The following is a 15,661-nucleotide window of genomic DNA, read 5'->3' on the forward strand; positions in this document are numbered from 1 at the left end:
GCCCGCGCCTCGCCGGCACTCACAACCCCCTCCGTATCCTTGGCGGGTGAACGACGGCCCCCTGATCGTCCAGTCGGACAAGACGCTGCTCCTGGAGATCGACCACCCCCGGGCCTCGGACTGTCGCAAGGCGATCGCGCCGTTCGCCGAGCTGGAGCGCTCCCCGGAGCACGTCCACACCTACCGGCTCACCCCGCTGGGGCTGTGGAACGCGCGTGCCGCCGGCCACGACGCCGAGCAGGTGGTCGACACGCTGCTGACCTTCTCGCGCTACGCGGTGCCGCATGCCTTGCTGGTCGACATCGCCGAGACGATGGCGCGCTACGGCCGGCTGCGACTGGAGAAGCACCCCGTGCACGGCCTCGTCCTGGCGTCCTCGGATCGGCCGGTGCTCGAGGAGGTGCTACGCGCCAAGAAGGTCGCCGGCATGCTCGGGGCCCGGATCGACGACGACACCGTGGCGGTGCACGGCTCGGAGCGCGGCAACCTCAAGCAGGCGCTGCTCAAGCTGGGCTGGCCGGCCGAGGACTTCGCCGGCTACGTGGACGGCGAGGCCCACCCGATCGCGCTCGAGACCGAGGACTGGTCGCTGCGGCCCTACCAGCAGGAGGCGGCCGAGTCGTTCTGGCACGGCGGATCCGGCGTGGTCGTGCTGCCCTGCGGCGCCGGCAAGACGCTGGTCGGCGCGGCCGCGATGGCGCACGCCTCGGCGACCACGCTGATCCTGGTCACGAACACCGTGTCCGCGCGGCAGTGGAAGGACGAGCTGGTCCGTCGCACGTCGCTGAGCGCCGACGAGATCGGCGAGTACAGCGGGACGACCAAGGAGATCCGGCCGGTCACGATCGCGACCTACCAGGTGCTGACCACCCGACGGAAGGGCGCGTACCCGCACCTCGAGCTGCTCGACGCGCGCGACTGGGGCCTCATCGTCTACGACGAGGTGCACCTGCTGCCGGCACCGATCTTCCGGATGACCGCCGACCTGCAGGCGAGGCGACGGATCGGGTTGACCGCGACGCTGGTGCGCGAGGACGGGCGCGAGGGCGACGTGTTCTCCCTGATCGGGCCGAAGCGCTACGACGCGCCCTGGAAGGACATCGAGGCGCAGGGCTGGATCGCGCCGGCCGACTGCGTCGAGGTGCGGGTATCGCTGCCGTCCGCCGATCGCCTCACCTACGCGACGGCCGAGCCCGAGGAGCGCTACCGGCTGGCGTCGTGCGCTCGCGAGAAGGTCGCTGTCGTCCGCCGGCTCGTGGAGCGCCACGCCGGCGCGCCGACGCTGGTGATCGGGCAGTACCTCGACCAGCTGGCGGAGATGAGCACCGCGCTCGGCATCGACGGCGAGCCTGCCCCGGTCATCTCCGGCGAGACGTCGGTCAAGGAGCGGCAGCGGCTGTTCGACGGCTTCCGGTCGGGCGAGGTCGGGCTGCTGGTGGTCTCCAAGGTCGCCAACTTCTCCATCGACCTGCCCTCGGCCGAGGTCGCGATCCAGGTGTCGGGCTCCTACGGGTCGCGACAGGAGGAGGCTCAGCGGCTGGGTCGGCTGCTGCGTCCTGGGACCCCGGGGCCCGACGGCACGCCGAAGACCGCGCACTTCTACACGGTGGTCTCGCGCGACACGGTCGACGCGGACTTCGCGGCCAACCGGCAGCGGTTCCTGGCCGAGCAGGGGTACGCGTACCGGATCGTCGACGCGGACGACCTCTGAGGCCGGCCCGTCGGCGGCGGGTCACGCGTCCTCGAGCACACCCTCCCGCTTCGCCTTCGCGACGATCCGGCGGACGTTGGCGATCGCGCCGCAGTGGGCGTCGATGAGCTCGTTGCGGCGCGCGGCCCACTGGGCGCCGAGGTCGCGCCGTACCCGCTCGCTCACCTCGGTGCGCGCGGGCGCGAGGATGGTGAGCTCCTCCTCGGCGATGTGATGGGTGATGAGGTTGCTGAGCTCCTCGGTCGCATCCGAGAACGCCTGGGTGTCGGTGCCCTTGAGCTCGAGGACCGCGAGCAGGGCCTCGTTGCCCTCGGCGTGCTCCTCCTCGCCGTGCTCGACCTCGTGCTCGCCGACGTCGGCGGTCCTGCGGCGCAGGATCGGGTAGACGAGCTCCTCCTCGGCCTCGCCATGGGCGATGAGGACGTCGGCGAACGCCCTGCGGACCGTGTCGCGGTCCTGGGTGGGGTCGCGGAGCTGGCGCAGGAGCTGCTCGAAGAGGCGGTGGTCGTCGACGATCAGGTCGACGACGTCGCCGGCGATGGGCCGGCCGAGGTCGACGGTGGTGGTGATCATGGGCCTCAGTTGCCGGGCCGCGCCGGATTCATTCGGCACAATGCCAGCGTGCCCGAACCCCTTGCCTTCCGTACGCGCGCCTTCGCCGCGATCCTGCGCCGGCTCGCGCCCGAGCCCGCCGACGCCAACGAGATGGTCACCCTGCGCGGGCGGCGCGACCGGCTCCGCGAGACCTTCGTGGGACGCAAGGTCTTCGGCGAGATCGCACCGGGCGTCCGCCAGAGCGCGCGTGACGTCCGGATCAACGGCTCCACCCAGCGGATCCTGATCCACCGGCTCGAAGGCGCGACCGGCCAGCTGCCGATCGTGGTCAACTTCCACGGCGGCGGCTGGTGCCTCGGCGCGCCGGAGCAGTCAGCCTGGCTGGCCTCGCGGGTGGCCGCCTCGACGGGCGCGATGGTGATCTCGCCGTCATACCGGCTCGCACCGGAGAACCCCTACCCCGCCGCCGTCGACGACGCCTGGGCGATGCTGCAGTGGATCGGGGCGAACGCCGTCCAGCTCGGCGGCGATCACGAGCGGATCTCCGTGATGGGCGACTCGGCCGGCGGCAACCTGGCCGCGGTGGTCTCCCTGATGGCGCGCGACGCCGGCGGGATCGGGCCCTCGTCGGCGCCGATCCGGGCGCAGGTGCTGATCTACCCGGCCGTGGAGATGTACGAGCGCTATCCGTCCGAGGAGGAGTTCGCCGAGGCGCCCGTGCTGACGCAGCAGCAGATGCACAGGTTCGGGCGGCTCTACATGGGCGAGCGTTACGGCGACGAGGACTGGCGGGCCTCGCCGATCCGCGCGGCATCGCACGAGGGACTGCCGCCGACGCTGATCGTGGTCGCCGGGCACGACCCGCTGCGCGATCACGGTCTGCGGTACGCGCAGGTGCTGCGCCGGGCCGGTGTCGAGGTGGCGGTGCGCCGCGACGGTCCGGGCATCCACGGCTACCTGTCGCTGCCCGGCGTCGTGCCGGTGGCGCAGGACGCCGCCGATCACATCGGCGCCTATTTGCGCGGGCTCGTCTGAGTCACGCCGCTTCCACATAGGCGAACGGCACCGTCACCAGGCCGCCGCGGATCCTCACGTGATAGCGGGTGCGGCCGCGCTTCACGACCGTGCCGACGGTGCCGTGGAAGCGGCCGCGGGCGGTGATCCGGATGGCGGCGCCGACACTCACCCGCGTGACCGGTGGCGGGAGGAGCGCGGGTTGCGCCGAGGCCGTACGGATGCGGGCGAGCTCGGCGACGTAGGCCGGGTGCATCTCCGCGGCCTGCCCGCGGAAGCGCCACTCCAGGATGTGGTCGGGCGAGAAGCCGCCCGGGTTGCACTGCGTACAGGACCGGACCCGCTGCGGGCGGCGATGCAGGTCGACGGCATGGCCGTATCGGCAGGTCCCGACCCACGCCCCTGCCACGCGAGGCGCCTCGACGGAGACGCATCGCTCCCCCGTCGAGCCGATCCGGAGCGCGATCGCCCGCCACGTCGGTCCGTGCTTCGCCCGCGCGCCGGCGAGCGCGTGCGCGATCTCGTGCAGCAGCGTCTCGCGGACCTCGGCCTCGTCGTACAGCCGCATCAGCGGCGCGGAGAGCCCGATCACCTTCGTGTCGTAGCGGCAGATCCCGGCGCGACGCCGTGCCCGGTCGAGCTCCAGACGCCAGCCGACCAGCCCGTGCTCGCTGATGAGCGCGAGGCCGAGACGGCGGACGTCGGCGAGCTCCATGGCGAGAACGCTAGACGGGAGCGCCGACAGTTCTCGCACAGGCATCCCCACTCGCATCGCTGGGCAGCCGACGCCCCGCCCCAAACGTCAGGAGGCTCTCGCCTGCCGGCTCCGCTCGCCGCCGCGGCTCGGGGCGCGGCAGTCGCTCACCCGACCTCCCCCAGCAGCGCCGGACGAGGCTGGCCGGGGTGCGGCGCGTCCCCGACCGCTGCCTGGGCACGCCACAGCTCGGCCTCCAGCCGCGCCCGGACGTCGGCGTAACCCGGGTCGTCGGCGACGTTGCGCAGCTCGTGCGGGTCCTCGTCGAGGTCGTACAGCTCCCACTCCGCGGGGTAGGTCCACGAGCCCGTCCCCGGCAGGCCGAGGCCGTCGTTGTAGAAGTAGACGAGCTTGTACCGCTCCGTGCGGTAGCCGTAGTGCGCGGGCGCCTTGTGGAAGACGTCGTCGTGCTCCCAGTACCGGTAGTACATCCCCTCGGCCGGCGGCTCGGCCGGCTCCCCGATCAGGTCGGGCCAGAACGAGCGGCCCTGCATCCGCGGGTGCGGTGCGACGTCGCAGGCCTCCAGGATCGTGCGGGCCCAGTCGACGTTCGTGACGATGTCCTCGAAGACCTGCCCACCGTTCAGCCGTCTCGGGTAGCTGAGCAGCAGCGGCATCCGCAGCGACTCCTCGTACATGAACCGCTTGTCGAACCAGCCGTGGTCGCCGAGGAAGAAGCCCTGGTCGGAGGCGTACAGCAGCAGGGTGTCATCCAGGTCGCCGCGCCCGCGCAGGTGGTCGGTGATCCGGCCGACGTTGTCGTCGACCGACGCCACGCAGGCCAGGTAGTCGGCCATGAACCGCTGGTACTTCCACCGCGCCAGCTGCTCGTAGGTCAGGCCCGTCGGCGGGTCGACTTTGAGGTCCTCGGCGGTCAGGTGCTCGGCGATGCGCATCGCCGCGCGCCGCGCCGAGGAGGTGCGGGTGGCGTAGTCGTCGTCGAACGTGAGCGGCAGCGGGAGCACCTGCTCCGGGTCGGGCGGCCGGGACGGGTCGGGTACCCACGGCCGGTGCGGTGCCTTGTGCCACACCAGCACGCACCACGGGTCGTCTCCCGGCAGTGAGTCGATCCACTCCAGGGCGAGGTCGGTGACGATGTCGGTCGCGTAGCCGGGAACGATGCGTACGCCGTCGCGGCTGAGCAGCTGCGGGTCGATGTACTCACCCTGGTCGAGGAAGACCTGCCACTCCTCGAAGCCCTCGGGATCGTGTCCGGGCCCCTCGCCCATGTGCCACTTGCCGAAGATCGCCGTGCGGTAGCCGGCCGCCTTCAGCTGGGAGACGAAGGTCGGCTGACTGGCGTCGATCGGCGTCACCAGTGTGGTCACGCCGTTGACGTGGCTGTAGGTGCCGGTCAGGATCGAGGCCCGGCTCGGCGAGCAGAGGCTGTTGGTGGCGAAGCAGCTCGCGAAGCGCCAGCCGAGCTCGCCGATCTCGTCGATGCGGGGGGTCCGGTTGACGACCGAGCCGTACGCCGAGATCGCGTGCGCCGCGTGATCGTCGGTGAGGATCACGACCACGTTGGGCCGTCGGCTCACCGTCCCTCCGACCCCGCGTAGGTCGACTCGTCCAGCCCACTCATCATCGGGTCGTAGTCGAGCTCGCCGACGTCGTACATCGAGGTCATCCAGTGGTAGAAGCGGTCGTCGCGCTCGCGCAGGAGCGTGTAGAGCCGCCGCATCATCCGAGCGCGCACCGGCGCCATCTCCGGGTGGTGGAACCGGTTCTGCAGCTCGTCGGGGTCGGTGTGCAGGTCGTAGAGCTCGCAGGTGTCGGTCGGGTTGACGACCAGCTTGTAGCGCTCCTCGCGCAGCATCCGCTGCGGGTAGGGGAAGTGGTGCCCGTGGAACTCCGCCACCAGGTCCGGCTCCCACGCGGGATGCTCGCCGGCGACCAGCGGCAGCAGGCTGCGCGAGTCGACCGCCGGCGCGGCGTCCAGCCCAGCGAGCTCCAGGATCGTGGCCGTGCAGTCGAGCAGGCTGACGAACTCCTCGCGCACCTGGCCGTGCGGGCCGCCCGGGATCCTGACGATGCCCGGGGTGCGGTAGATGTCCTCGTACATCGCCGGACCCTTGTCGTGCAGCCGGTGGCTGCCGGTGAACTCACCGTGGTCGCAGGTGAAGAGGACGGCCGTGTCCTCGACCAGCCCGAGCCGCTCGGCGGCATCCAGGACACGCTGGATCTGCTCGTCGATCAGCGCGACATAGCCCCAGTAGACGGCGATCAGCTTGCGGGTCACCTCGATCGGCATCGTGTCGAAGGTCCAGTGCGCGCTGTAGTTGGCCTGCACCGGGGGCTTGTCGGCGAACGTCTCGGCGATCGAGCGCGGCAGCTCCACGGTCTCGGGGTCGATGAGGTCGAAGTACGCGTCGGGGACGATGTAGGGCAGGTGCGGCCCGAAGAAGTGCAACCCCAGGTAGAAGGGCTTGTCCTCGCGGTGGGCGTCGGCGGCGTACCGCTCGAGCAGCTCGATCGCGCGGGTGGCGAGGTAGTACTCGAAGGTGGCCTCGACCGGCTGGTGCAGCCGCGCCGCCAGCAGGTTGCCCGGTCCGCCGTTGGGGAGCGTGCCCCGTACCCGGTCGCTGATCCGGTACGGCGGCAGGTCCCGCTCGGCGAGATAGGCCAGGTAGTCGGGATGGTCGACCGGGTTGTGCCACCCGGGCAGGTGGACGCCGTCCAAGCCGAAGTCGGCCGGCTCGCGACTGCTGCCGGCGTGCCACTTGCCGATCAGGCCCGTGTTGTAGCCGGCCTCGCGCAGGGCGACGGGGAAGGTGAAGGCGTCCTCGGGGAGATCCTCGACGTACCCGACGTTGCGCTCGGCGTTGGCCAGGACCTTGTGCCGGAACGGTGCCTGGCCGGTGAGGAGGCTGGCCCGCGCGGGGGTGCAGATGGCGGTGGGGGTGTACCACCTGTCGAACCGCGTGCCGCTGCGGGCCAGCCCGTCCAGAGCGGGTGTCGGCACCTGGCTGTTGCCGTAGGCGCCGAGGGTGTCCACCCGGTGCTGGTCGGTCATCAAGAAGAGCACGTTGGTGCGCTTCGGTGACCTCCCGAGATCGTGGGGTGCGGCGTCGCTCACTTGCCGGCCGCCACGAAGTCGTCGCCGAGGTAGAACGTCTTCGGGTCGACCGCCGAGGTGAGCTTGCCGGCCCCGACGAAGTAGTTCTCCAGCGAGCTCAGCCAGGTGTCGACGGTGCCGTTCTGGGTCATCGTGTCGAGCTGGGCCGAGGTCAGCAGCTTGTCGTGGCTGGCGTCGGCGGTGACGGCGGCCACGGTCTGCTTGAGCATCGCGGCGGTGTCGGCGATCGCCTCGGTGGTGTGGGCGGCGCGGTAGTCCATCGCCTCGCGCAGCACCGTGTCGACCTTGGCCGTCGTGGCGGCGTCCGGCTTCTCGCCGGAGACGAAGGCGGTCGGGAAGCCGAAGTCCTGTTCGAAGTCGCTGTCCTGGGCGAGCTCGACCAGGTTCGGCACCTTCTCCTTGATGGTGTCGATGGTCGGGTAGTAGATGCCGGCCGCGTCGATCTGGCCGGAGTCGAAGGCCGCCACGATGGTCGCGGCGTCCATCGGCACGATGTCGACGTCCTTGTCGGTCATCCCGGCCTTCTTCAGGGCCAGGCCGAGGATCATGTCGCCCGACGTGCCCGCGGGGACGCCGATCTTCTTGCCCTTCAGGTCGGCCATCGAGGTGATGCCCGGCTGAGCGATCACGCGGTCGGCGCCGCCGAGGGTGTCCACCGCGATGATCTTGGCCTTGCCCGACGCGGGCAGCCAGATGGCTCCGGGGCCGATGTAGCCGTAGTCGAGATCGCCGGCGCCCAGGGCCTGGATCTGGGTCGGGCCGTCGGTGAACACCTTCGCGTCGACGTCGAGGCCGGCCTTCTTCCACAGGCCCTCCTTGTCGGCGATGGCCAGCAGGCTGGTGCCGTTGAAGTCACCGATGTAGCCGAACGTGACCTTGGTGCCACCGTCCGCGGAGTCGCCTCCGGAGCCGCAGGCGGTGAGGGTCAGCGAGAGGGTGGCGGCGGCACCGGCGAGGGCGAGGAGCTTCTTCATGTGGTTTTCCTTCTTCGGGTGATCGGCCGGAGGGCAGGCTTCGGCCGCGCTCCCGGCGGTGCCGGGAGCGGGAGGGATGACGGGTTCAGCGGGACGCCGGTGGCGCCCCCTGGTGATAGACGGCGCTCCACACCCGATTGCGGAGCGCGGTGAACGCGGGACTGAGCCGGACCTGCTCGGTCCGGGGATAGGGCAGGTCGACCTCGACGACCTCATGGATCCGGCCCGGGTTCGCGGCCATCACCACCACCCGGTTGGCGAGGAAGACGGCCTCGTCGACATCGTGGGTGATGAACACGACGGTGCGCCGCTCCTGGCTCCACGTCGCCAGCAGCTGCTCCTGCAGCCGGACCCGGGTCAGCGCGTCGACCGCGCCGAACGGCTCGTCCATCAGCAGGATCGCCGGGTCGGCGGCATAGGCGCGCGCGATCGCGCAGCGCTGCTTCATGCCGCCGGAGAGCGTCTTGGGCAGCTTGTCGGCGAAGCCGGAGAGCCCGACCAGCTCGAGGTAGTGATCGACACGCGTACGTCGCTCGGCCTTGGGCACGCGCGCGGTGCGGAGCCCGAACTCGACGTTCTCCCGCACGGTGAGCCAGGGGAACAGGGCGTACTGCTGGAAGATGACGCCGCGCTCCGGGCTCGGACCGTCGACCGGCACGCCGTCGACCAGGGCCTCGCCGCTGGTCGGCTCCTCGAGACCCGCCAGGATGTTGAGCAGCGTGCTCTTGCCGCAGCCGGAGGGCCCGACGATCGTGACGAACTCGTTGGCGGCCAGGTCCAGGTCGATCGCGCCGAGTGCGGTGAAGTCGTCGAAGCGCTTCCCGACACCGCGTACGGCGATCTTGGGCTGGGTGGTGGTGGTCATCGGCGCTCCTGCCAGACGGTCAGACGGCGCTCGGCCACGAGCAGGACCCGGTCCATCAGGAGGCCGAGGATGCCGATGGTGATGATGCCGACGAAGATCGTCGGCAGGTCGTAGTAGAGCTCGGCACTCTGCATCCGGTGGCCGAGGCCCTCCTGTGCAGCGATCAGCTCGGCGGCGACCACCGTGGCCCAGGAGGAGCCGAGGCCGATCCGCATGCCGACGAGGATGTAGGGCATCGAGGCCGGGATGACCACGCGCCGGAAGATGGTGAGGTCCCCGGCGCCGAGGACCCGGGCCGCGTTGATGAGCGTGCGGTCGACGCTGACGACACCCTGGAACGCCGCGATCACGCAGGCCAGGAACGCCGCCAGGAAGATGACGATGATCTTCGGCGTCTCGTCGATGCCGAAGAGCACCACCGCGAGAGGGATCAGCGCCAGCGGCGGGATGGTGCGGAAGAACTGGACCCAGGGCTCGATCAGGGCGCGGGCGACGGGGTACCAGCCCATCAGGAAACCGACGGGCACCGCGACCACGCAGCCGAGGCAGAAGCCGATCAGCACGCGGCGCAGGCTGGCCAGCGCGTCCTGCTCGAGGGTGCCGTCGGCGAGGAGGTGACCGGCCTGGTCGGCCACTGCGGCGGGCGTGGGCAGGTTGAAGCCGACCGCCGCCAGCCCCCACCAGATGAGGACGCCGGCCACCGCCGAGAGCACGTTGAGTCCCAGGCTGCCGGCGCGCGAGAGCGGCCGATGGCGCCGTCCCCCGCTCGGGCGGGCGGAGCGTCGGGTGGCGTTGGCGCTCGCGTCGGCCGCGGTGGCGGCCGGTGCGAGGACCGTGTCGGACCGGTCAGGCACGTGCTCTCCAAGGTTCGGCGTCGTCGGCCCCTACGGCCGGGGACGCGAGGTCGTACTCCGCCAGCAGCGGGGATTGGTGGTAGAGGGCGGCGATGGCGCCGCGGGCGCCGTCCTCGTCGTCGAGGTACGCGGCGCGGACCGTGGGCAGGCCGCTGCCGACGGCCTCCAGCTCGCCGGCGATGATCGCCGCGACCCGCTCGACGACGTACGGCGCCAGCGCGGGGAGCTGACCGCCGATGACGACGCGGGCGGGGCTGAGCATGAGCGCGGCGTCCGCCAGCACCCGGCCGAGCAGGTCGGCCGCCCGGTCCACCGCGGCGCGTGCGGCGGGCTGGCCGGCGGCGAGCGCGCTCCCGAGCGCCTCGACGTCCTCGACCTCGGCACCGCGACGGCGTGCCTCCGCGAGCACTGCTCCGACCGAGGCGACCGTCTCCAGGCAGCCGCGCTTGCCGCACCGGCAGCTCTCGCCCCCGTCGACCACGCGCACATGGCCGAACTCGCCGGCCGCGCCGCGGCCGCCGGGGACGAGTCGCCCACCGACCACCAGGCCGCCGCCGACACCCTCGGAGAGCCGGACGTAGACGAGATCGCCCAGCTCCCCCTCGCCCTCGGCCATCGCCTCGGCGAGGGCGGCGAAGCGGGTGTTGTTGTCGACCAGGACCGGGCAGCCGAAGCGCTCGGCGATCGTGCCGTGCACCTGTCTGCGGATGCTGGCGTCCGGGCCGGCGACGCCGACGGCGACGCCCTGCAGGGCGCCCAGGTGCAGCCCGTTCTCGGTGGCGGCACGCTCAAGGAGGTCGAGAGCGAGCTCCTGACGCCGTGGCCACGGCATCGATGCGTCGTACGGCTGGACGCTCGCAGCCACGACCTCGTGGGCGGCATCGGCGATGACCACCCGCGCGCGGCTGTGCCCGAGGTCCACGCCGACGAACTGCCCGGCTCCCGGATCGAGGGCCAGAAGCTCGGCCGGGCGACCGCTGCCGTGACGCTGCGCGAGATCGGTCCGCGAGACCACCACCGCCCCGCGGGCGATGAGATCGGCGGTGATCTCCGAGAGCGTGGTGCGGGAGAGGCCGACCCTCTCCCCGAGCTGCGCCCGGCTCATCGCGCCACGCTCCCGCATCACGGCGAGCACGCGCTGCTCGTGCGTCCGGCGCACGAGCGCCTGGACGGTGGACCTTGACATGTAAGTGACCCTAAAAAGTGGTCTTTTTTCCGTCAACCCTCCGACAGAATTATTGTCATGTGTTCTAGTACACAAAGTCGACGATTCGTCGACCGCCCGTTCGTCGCCTCCGCTGCGATCTCGTGCGGGTGAGCCGGTCTGATGCCCTAGCGTCGTGCCATGACCGCCGGTGAGATGCCCGATGACGCCACCCTCGATGCGTGGGAGTTCGACCTGAGCGGGCAGGAGAGGATCGACGCGTTCGGCAACCACGCTGCGACGATGGCGGTCGGGGTCTCGGGGCGCGCGGAGCTGCTGACGATGCAGGGCGAGTTCCTGGCGCAGGACGGGCAGCTCGAGCAGGCCCGTACGGCCTTCGCCGCCGCGCTCTCCGACGGCGGGTGGACCACGATGCACCCCAAGATCGGGCTGTTCGAGGTGGCCCTGAACCTCGAGGAGCCGGAGGCCGAGGCACTGCTCGCCGACCTCCTCCAGCTCTACCGCGACGAGCAGCTCATGCCCGACGCCTGCGTCGAGGTCGGCGAGGCACTGGAGCAGGCCGGCTGGCTCAAGCAGGCGCACCGCTGGTTCACCATGCCGCTGCGCGAGATCGACCCCGGCGAGCTCGAGGACGGCGATCTCCTCCTGCTCGCCGGCCGCTACCGCGTCCGCCGCGCCCTCGGCCTGCCCATGGACGCCTTCGACGAGGAGACCGACGCGATCCGCGAGGCGGAGGACGACGAAGACCTCGACTGAATCAGTCGACGTGGCGGAGAAGCTCGGGATCCGAGACCGCCGGTTGAGCCGTCGGCACCGTCATGGTGCTCCCGCACGTCACCGGTGCGCTCGTGTACTCGCCCAGGATCGACAAGCGGTACGGGGGCGCCAGACCCAGCCACACCGGGAGGATAGAGCCCGAGAGTTCACGCCCAGCGCACGAGGGCCCCGCCGGATCTCTCCGGACGGGGCCCTCGTGTTGGTCTCGATACGCTCGCTACTCGACCAGCGGGCGACGCTCTACGCGAGCGCCACCCGACCAGTCGGGATCAGCTGCAGCCGCTGGTGGAGCCGCAGCCCTCGCAGACGTAGCAGGAGCCGGCGGGGCGCATCTTGGTGCCGCAGGTGAAGCAGAGCGGGCTGTCGACGGCCATGCCGGAGATCTGCTCGAGCAGCTCGGCGGTGGTGTGAGCGGCCTTGGTCTCCTTCGCCGGGGCCTCGGCGACCGGAGTGGCCTCGACCGTCTCCGAGATGACCTCGGCCTCGACCTCCTCGACCTCGGGGGCGGAGATCAGCTCGGCGGCGCCGCCGGTCTCCTCGACCAGGTCGTAGGAGCCGGTCTCGAGGTAGCGCTGGCGCTCCTCGGCCGAGTAGATGCCCAGGGCGGCGCGGTCCTCGAAGGACAGGTAGTCCAGGGCGAGGCGGCGGAAGATGTAGTCCATGATCGACTGCGCCATCCGCACGTCGGCGTCGTCGGTCAGGCCGGCGGGCTCGAAGCGCAGGTTGGTGAACTTCGAGACGAAGGTCTCCAGCGGCACGCCGTACTGCAGGCCGATCGAGGTGGCGATCGAGAAGGCGTCCATCACGCCGGCCAGGGTCGAGCCCTGCTTGCCGAGCTTGAGGAAGACCTCGCCGAGGGTGCCGTCCTCGTGCGCACCCGACGTCATGTAGCCCTCGGCACCACCCACGGTGAAGGAGGTCGTACGGGAGATGCGCGACTTCGGCAGGCGCTTGCGGGTCGGGGCGTAGACGACCTTCTCGACGACCTTCTCGACGACCTGAGCCTCGGCCGCGGCCTTGTCGGCGGCGTCTTTCTTGGCCTTGCCGCCGCCGTCGGCCAGCGGCTGGCCGACCTTGCAGTTGTCGCGGTAGATCGCGGTCGCCTTGAGGCCGAGCTTCCAGGACTGCATGTAGACGTCCTCGATCTCCTCGACGGTCGCCGACTCCGGCAGGTTGACCGTCTTCGAGATCGCGCCCGACAGGAACGGCTGGCAGGCAGCCATCATCAGGACGTGGCCCATCGGCTTGAGGGCTCGCGCACCCATGGCGGTGTCGAAGACCTCGTAGTGCTCCGGCTTGAGGCCCGGGGCGTCGATCACGTGCCCGTTCTCACCGATGTAGGCGACGATCGCCTCGACCTTCTCCGCGTCGTAGCCGAGCTTGGTCAGGGCCCGCGGGATCGTCTGGTTGACGATCTGCATCGAGCCGCCGCCGACGAGCTTCTTGAACTTGACCAGCGAGAAGTCCGGCTCGATGCCGGTGGTGTCGCAGTCCATCATGAAGCCGATGGTGCCGGTCGGCGCGAGCACCGAGGCCTGGGCGTTGCGGAACCCGTTGCTCTTGCCGAGCTCGACGACCTTGGCCCACTCCTCGGTGGCCAGCTTGTGGACCTGGGCGTCGGCGACGTGCAGCGGACGGACGTCGTCGTTGGCGGCCTGGTGCTTGCGCATGACGCGCTGGTGCGCCTCGGCGTTGCGGGCGTAGCCGGCGTACGGGCCGACGATCGCGGCCAGCTCGGCCGAGCGGCGGTAGGAGGTGCCGGTCATCAGCGAGGTGATGGTCGCGGCCATCGAGCGGCCACCCTCGGAGTCGTAGCCGAGGCCCATCGCCATCAGCAGGGCACCGAGGTTGGCGTAGCCGATGCCGAGCTGGCGGTAGTCGCGGGTGGTCTCGCCGATCGGCGCGGTCGGGAAGTCCGCGAAGCAGATCGAGATGTCCATCGCGGTGATGATGAACTCGACGGCCTTCGCGAAGAGTGGGGCGTCGAAGGTGTCGTCGTCCTTGAGGAACTTGAGCAGGTTGAGCGAGGCCAGGTTGCAGGACGAGTTGTCCAGCGACATGTACTCCGAGCAGGGGTTGGACGCGGTGATGCGGCCGGTCTCGGGGTTGGTGTGCCAGGCGTTGATGGTGTCGTCGTACTGCAGGCCCGGGTCCGCGCAGGCCCAGGCGGCCTCGGAGATCTTGCGGAACAGGCTGCGGGCGTCGACGGTCTCGATGACCTCGCCCGTGGACCGGGCGCGCAGACCGAACTCCTTGCCCTCCTCGACGGCCTTCATGAACTCGTCGGTGACGCGGACCGAGTTGTTGGCGTTCTGGTACTGGACCGAGGTGATGTCCTTGCCGCCCAGGTCCATGTCGAAGCCGGCGTCACGCAGGGCGCGGATCTTGTCCTCCTCGCGCCACTTCGTCTCGACGAACTCCTCGATGTCCGGGTGGTCGACGTCGAGGACGACCATCTTGGCCGCGCGACGCGTGGCGCCGCCCGACTTGATGGTGCCGGCCGAGGCGTCGGCGCCGCGCATGAAGGAGACCGGGCCCGAGGCGGTGCCGCCGGACTTCAGCAGCTCCTTGGAGGAGCGGATGCGGGAGAGGTTGAGGCCGGCACCGGAGCCGCCCTTGAAGATGAAGCCCTCCTCCTTGTACCAGTTGAGGATGGAGTCCATCGAGTCATCGACCGAGAGGATGAAGCACGCGGACACCTGCTGCGGGGAGGTGGTGCCGACGTTGAACCAGACCGGGGAGTTGAAGGAGAAGTACTGGTTGGCCAGCAGCCAGGTCAGCTCCTCCTCGAAGATCTGGGCGTCCTTGTCGCTGGCGAAGTAGCCGTGCTCCTTGCCGGCCGCGACGTAGGTGAGCACGACGCGGTCGATGAGCTGCTTGAGACCGGTCTCGCGCTGCGGGGTGCCGACGGCACCACGGAAGTACTTGGTGGTCACGATCGTGGAGGCGTTGACCGACCAGAAGTCGGGGTACTCGACGCCACGCTGCTCGAAGACGGTCTCGCCGGTCTTCCAGTTGGTCTGGACGACGTCGCGCCGCTCCCAGGTGATCTGGTCGTACGGGTGGACGCCCTCGGTGCTGAACACCCGCTCGAGCTGGAGCCCGCCCCCGGTGCGCGCCTGCTGGCCCGAACCGCTCACCGTCTCGGTCATTGCCTTGTCCCCTTGTCGCGTGAATTTCATCGGTCTCTTGCTGTTGCTGGTGGCCCGGACAGGCACGCTTCCCCACGGCCTGCCCGGGCTGTCTGTGGTGTTATCCCTGAGTGTCAGCCGGCAGGGCTGAGGCTGCGCTCGGCGCGCAGCTTGGCGATCTCGTCCTCGAAGTCGTCCGCCGACTCGAACTGTCGGTAGACGGAGGCGAACCGCAGGTACGCGACCTGGTCGAGCGTGCTCAGCGGCGCGAGGATGGCCATGCCGACCTCGTGCGCGGGCACCTCGGCGTAGCCGCTCGTACGGAGCGTGTTCTCGACCTCCTGGCCCAGGCAGGCCAGCTGGTCCTCGGTGACCGGGCGGCCCTTGCAGGCCTTGCGGACGCCGGCGACCGCCTTGTCGCGGTTGAACGGCTCGGTCGCACCGGAGCGCTTGAGCACGGTCAGCTGCATCAGCTCGACGGTGGTGAACCGCTTCTCGCAGCCCTGGCACTGACGACGCCGGCGGATCGAGCCGCCGTCCTCGGCCACCCGGGAGTCGAGGACCTTCGTGTCGTTGTGCCGGCAGTAGGGGCAGTGCATGACGGTCCTCCTTCCTCGGGTGGTCTCTGCATCGTTCATGGGGCTCGCCGGTGTGGATCCCCCTGTGGAGGAAGCCGCCCCGACTGTGGAGAACGCGTCGCGATCTGTGCAACGAGCACGCACAAATGTGAACTAGATGTGGATAACTACATCCGTGTAACTACTAGATGTAGTGGTGACTCTATG

The 15,661-nt window shown here is 70.3% G+C and carries 13 protein-coding genes; 3 read left to right on the plus strand and 10 right to left on the minus strand.

The annotated features are described in order from the left end of the window. The first annotated feature begins 46 nt into the window (after positions 1–46). The gene (locus ACZ5L9_RS02960) at positions 47–1,711 is read left to right on the plus strand and encodes a DNA repair helicase XPB (protein WP_464533620.1); all 1,665 of its coding nucleotides are present in this window, start codon (positions 47–49) and stop codon (positions 1,709–1,711) included. A 21-nt stretch (positions 1,712–1,732) separates the two neighbouring features. Here ACZ5L9_RS02960 and ACZ5L9_RS02965 read toward each other — a convergent pair whose 3' ends face one another. Continuing rightward, on the minus strand, positions 1,733–2,284 hold the full coding sequence (locus tag ACZ5L9_RS02965) for a hemerythrin domain-containing protein (RefSeq protein WP_464533624.1): 552 nt from the start codon (positions 2,282–2,284) through the stop codon (positions 1,733–1,735). Positions 2,285–2,332: 48 nt separating this feature from the next. Here ACZ5L9_RS02965 and ACZ5L9_RS02970 point away from each other — a divergent pair, with 48 nt between their 5' ends. Continuing rightward, positions 2,333–3,301, plus strand: coding sequence for an alpha/beta hydrolase (locus ACZ5L9_RS02970; protein ID WP_464533627.1), 969 nt, complete (start codon positions 2,333–2,335; stop codon positions 3,299–3,301). A 1-nt stretch (position 3,302) separates the two neighbouring features. Here the strand turns inward: ACZ5L9_RS02970 and ACZ5L9_RS02975 are convergent, their stop codons facing one another. From ACZ5L9_RS02975 to ACZ5L9_RS03005, 7 genes are all read right to left on the minus strand, one after another. Next, positions 3,303–3,995, minus strand: coding sequence for a SprT family zinc-dependent metalloprotease (locus ACZ5L9_RS02975; protein WP_464533629.1), 693 nt, complete (start codon positions 3,993–3,995; stop codon positions 3,303–3,305). Positions 3,996–4,141: 146 nt separating this feature from the next. After that, entirely contained in the window at positions 4,142–5,572 is a 1,431-nt protein-coding gene (locus tag ACZ5L9_RS02980; RefSeq protein WP_464533632.1) for a sulfatase family protein, read from the minus strand. After that, positions 5,569–7,110 carry a sulfatase-like hydrolase/transferase gene (locus ACZ5L9_RS02985; RefSeq protein ID WP_464533634.1) on the minus strand — a complete coding sequence of 514 codons (1,542 nt, stop codon included), beginning with the start codon at positions 7,108–7,110 and terminating at the stop codon, positions 5,569–5,571. Before ACZ5L9_RS02985 ends, ACZ5L9_RS02980 begins: the two co-directional genes overlap by 4 nt. Then, positions 7,107–8,084, minus strand: a complete 978-nt coding sequence (locus ACZ5L9_RS02990; RefSeq protein WP_464533637.1) for an aliphatic sulfonate ABC transporter substrate-binding protein — start codon at positions 8,082–8,084, stop codon at positions 7,107–7,109. Before ACZ5L9_RS02990 ends, ACZ5L9_RS02985 begins: the two co-directional genes overlap by 4 nt. 85 nt (positions 8,085–8,169) lie before the next feature. Continuing rightward, complete coding sequence (locus ACZ5L9_RS02995) at positions 8,170–8,949, minus strand: ABC transporter ATP-binding protein (RefSeq protein WP_464533640.1); 780 nt, start codon at positions 8,947–8,949, stop codon at positions 8,170–8,172. Then, positions 8,946–9,803: an ABC transporter permease gene (locus ACZ5L9_RS03000; protein WP_464533643.1), complete on the minus strand. Its 858-nt coding sequence runs from the start codon at positions 9,801–9,803 to the stop codon at positions 8,946–8,948. Before ACZ5L9_RS03000 ends, ACZ5L9_RS02995 begins: the two co-directional genes overlap by 4 nt. Beyond that, positions 9,796–10,989 (minus strand): ROK family protein, encoded by a 1,194-nt coding sequence (locus tag ACZ5L9_RS03005; RefSeq protein WP_464533645.1) that lies wholly within the window; start codon positions 10,987–10,989, stop codon positions 9,796–9,798. The genes ACZ5L9_RS03000 and ACZ5L9_RS03005 overlap by 8 nt, the downstream gene beginning before the upstream one ends. A 159-nt stretch (positions 10,990–11,148) precedes the next feature. Between ACZ5L9_RS03005 and ACZ5L9_RS03010 the strand changes: the two genes are divergently transcribed. Beyond that, positions 11,149–11,724: a hypothetical protein gene (locus tag ACZ5L9_RS03010; protein ID WP_464533648.1), complete on the plus strand. Its 576-nt coding sequence runs from the start codon at positions 11,149–11,151 to the stop codon at positions 11,722–11,724. A gap of 290 nt (positions 11,725–12,014) precedes the next feature. Here the strand turns inward: ACZ5L9_RS03010 and ACZ5L9_RS03015 are convergent, their stop codons facing one another. Together ACZ5L9_RS03015 and nrdR are read right to left on the minus strand one after the other, a co-directional pair. Continuing rightward, positions 12,015–14,897 carry a vitamin B12-dependent ribonucleotide reductase gene (locus ACZ5L9_RS03015; RefSeq protein ID WP_464533652.1) on the minus strand — a complete coding sequence of 961 codons (2,883 nt, stop codon included), beginning with the start codon at positions 14,895–14,897 and terminating at the stop codon, positions 12,015–12,017. Positions 14,898–15,010: 113 nt separating this feature from the next. After that, complete coding sequence (gene nrdR / locus ACZ5L9_RS03020; RefSeq protein WP_464533655.1) at positions 15,011–15,475, minus strand: transcriptional regulator NrdR; 465 nt, start codon at positions 15,473–15,475, stop codon at positions 15,011–15,013. Positions 15,476–15,661: the final 186 nt, after the last annotated feature.

Source organism: Nocardioides sp. JCM 18998, assembly GCF_055391535.1.

Coding starts and splice junctions, on each gene's coding strand:
- ACZ5L9_RS03015 (WP_464533652.1), bottom strand. CDS start 14,897: ATGACCGAGACGGTGAGCGGTTCGGGCCAGCAGGCGCGCACCGGGGGC.
- ACZ5L9_RS02965 (WP_464533624.1), bottom strand. CDS start 2,284: ATGATCACCACCACCGTCGACCTCGGCCGGCCCATCGCCGGCGACGTC.
- ACZ5L9_RS02990 (WP_464533637.1), bottom strand. CDS start 8,084: ATGAAGAAGCTCCTCGCCCTCGCCGGTGCCGCCGCCACCCTCTCGCTG.
- nrdR (WP_464533655.1), bottom strand. CDS start 15,475: ATGCACTGCCCCTACTGCCGGCACAACGACACGAAGGTCCTCGACTCC.
- ACZ5L9_RS03010 (WP_464533648.1), top strand. CDS start 11,149: ATGACCGCCGGTGAGATGCCCGATGACGCCACCCTCGATGCGTGGGAG.
- ACZ5L9_RS02975 (WP_464533629.1), bottom strand. CDS start 3,995: ATGGAGCTCGCCGACGTCCGCCGTCTCGGCCTCGCGCTCATCAGCGAG.
- ACZ5L9_RS03005 (WP_464533645.1), bottom strand. CDS start 10,989: ATGTCAAGGTCCACCGTCCAGGCGCTCGTGCGCCGGACGCACGAGCAG.
- ACZ5L9_RS02995 (WP_464533640.1), bottom strand. CDS start 8,949: ATGACCACCACCACCCAGCCCAAGATCGCCGTACGCGGTGTCGGGAAG.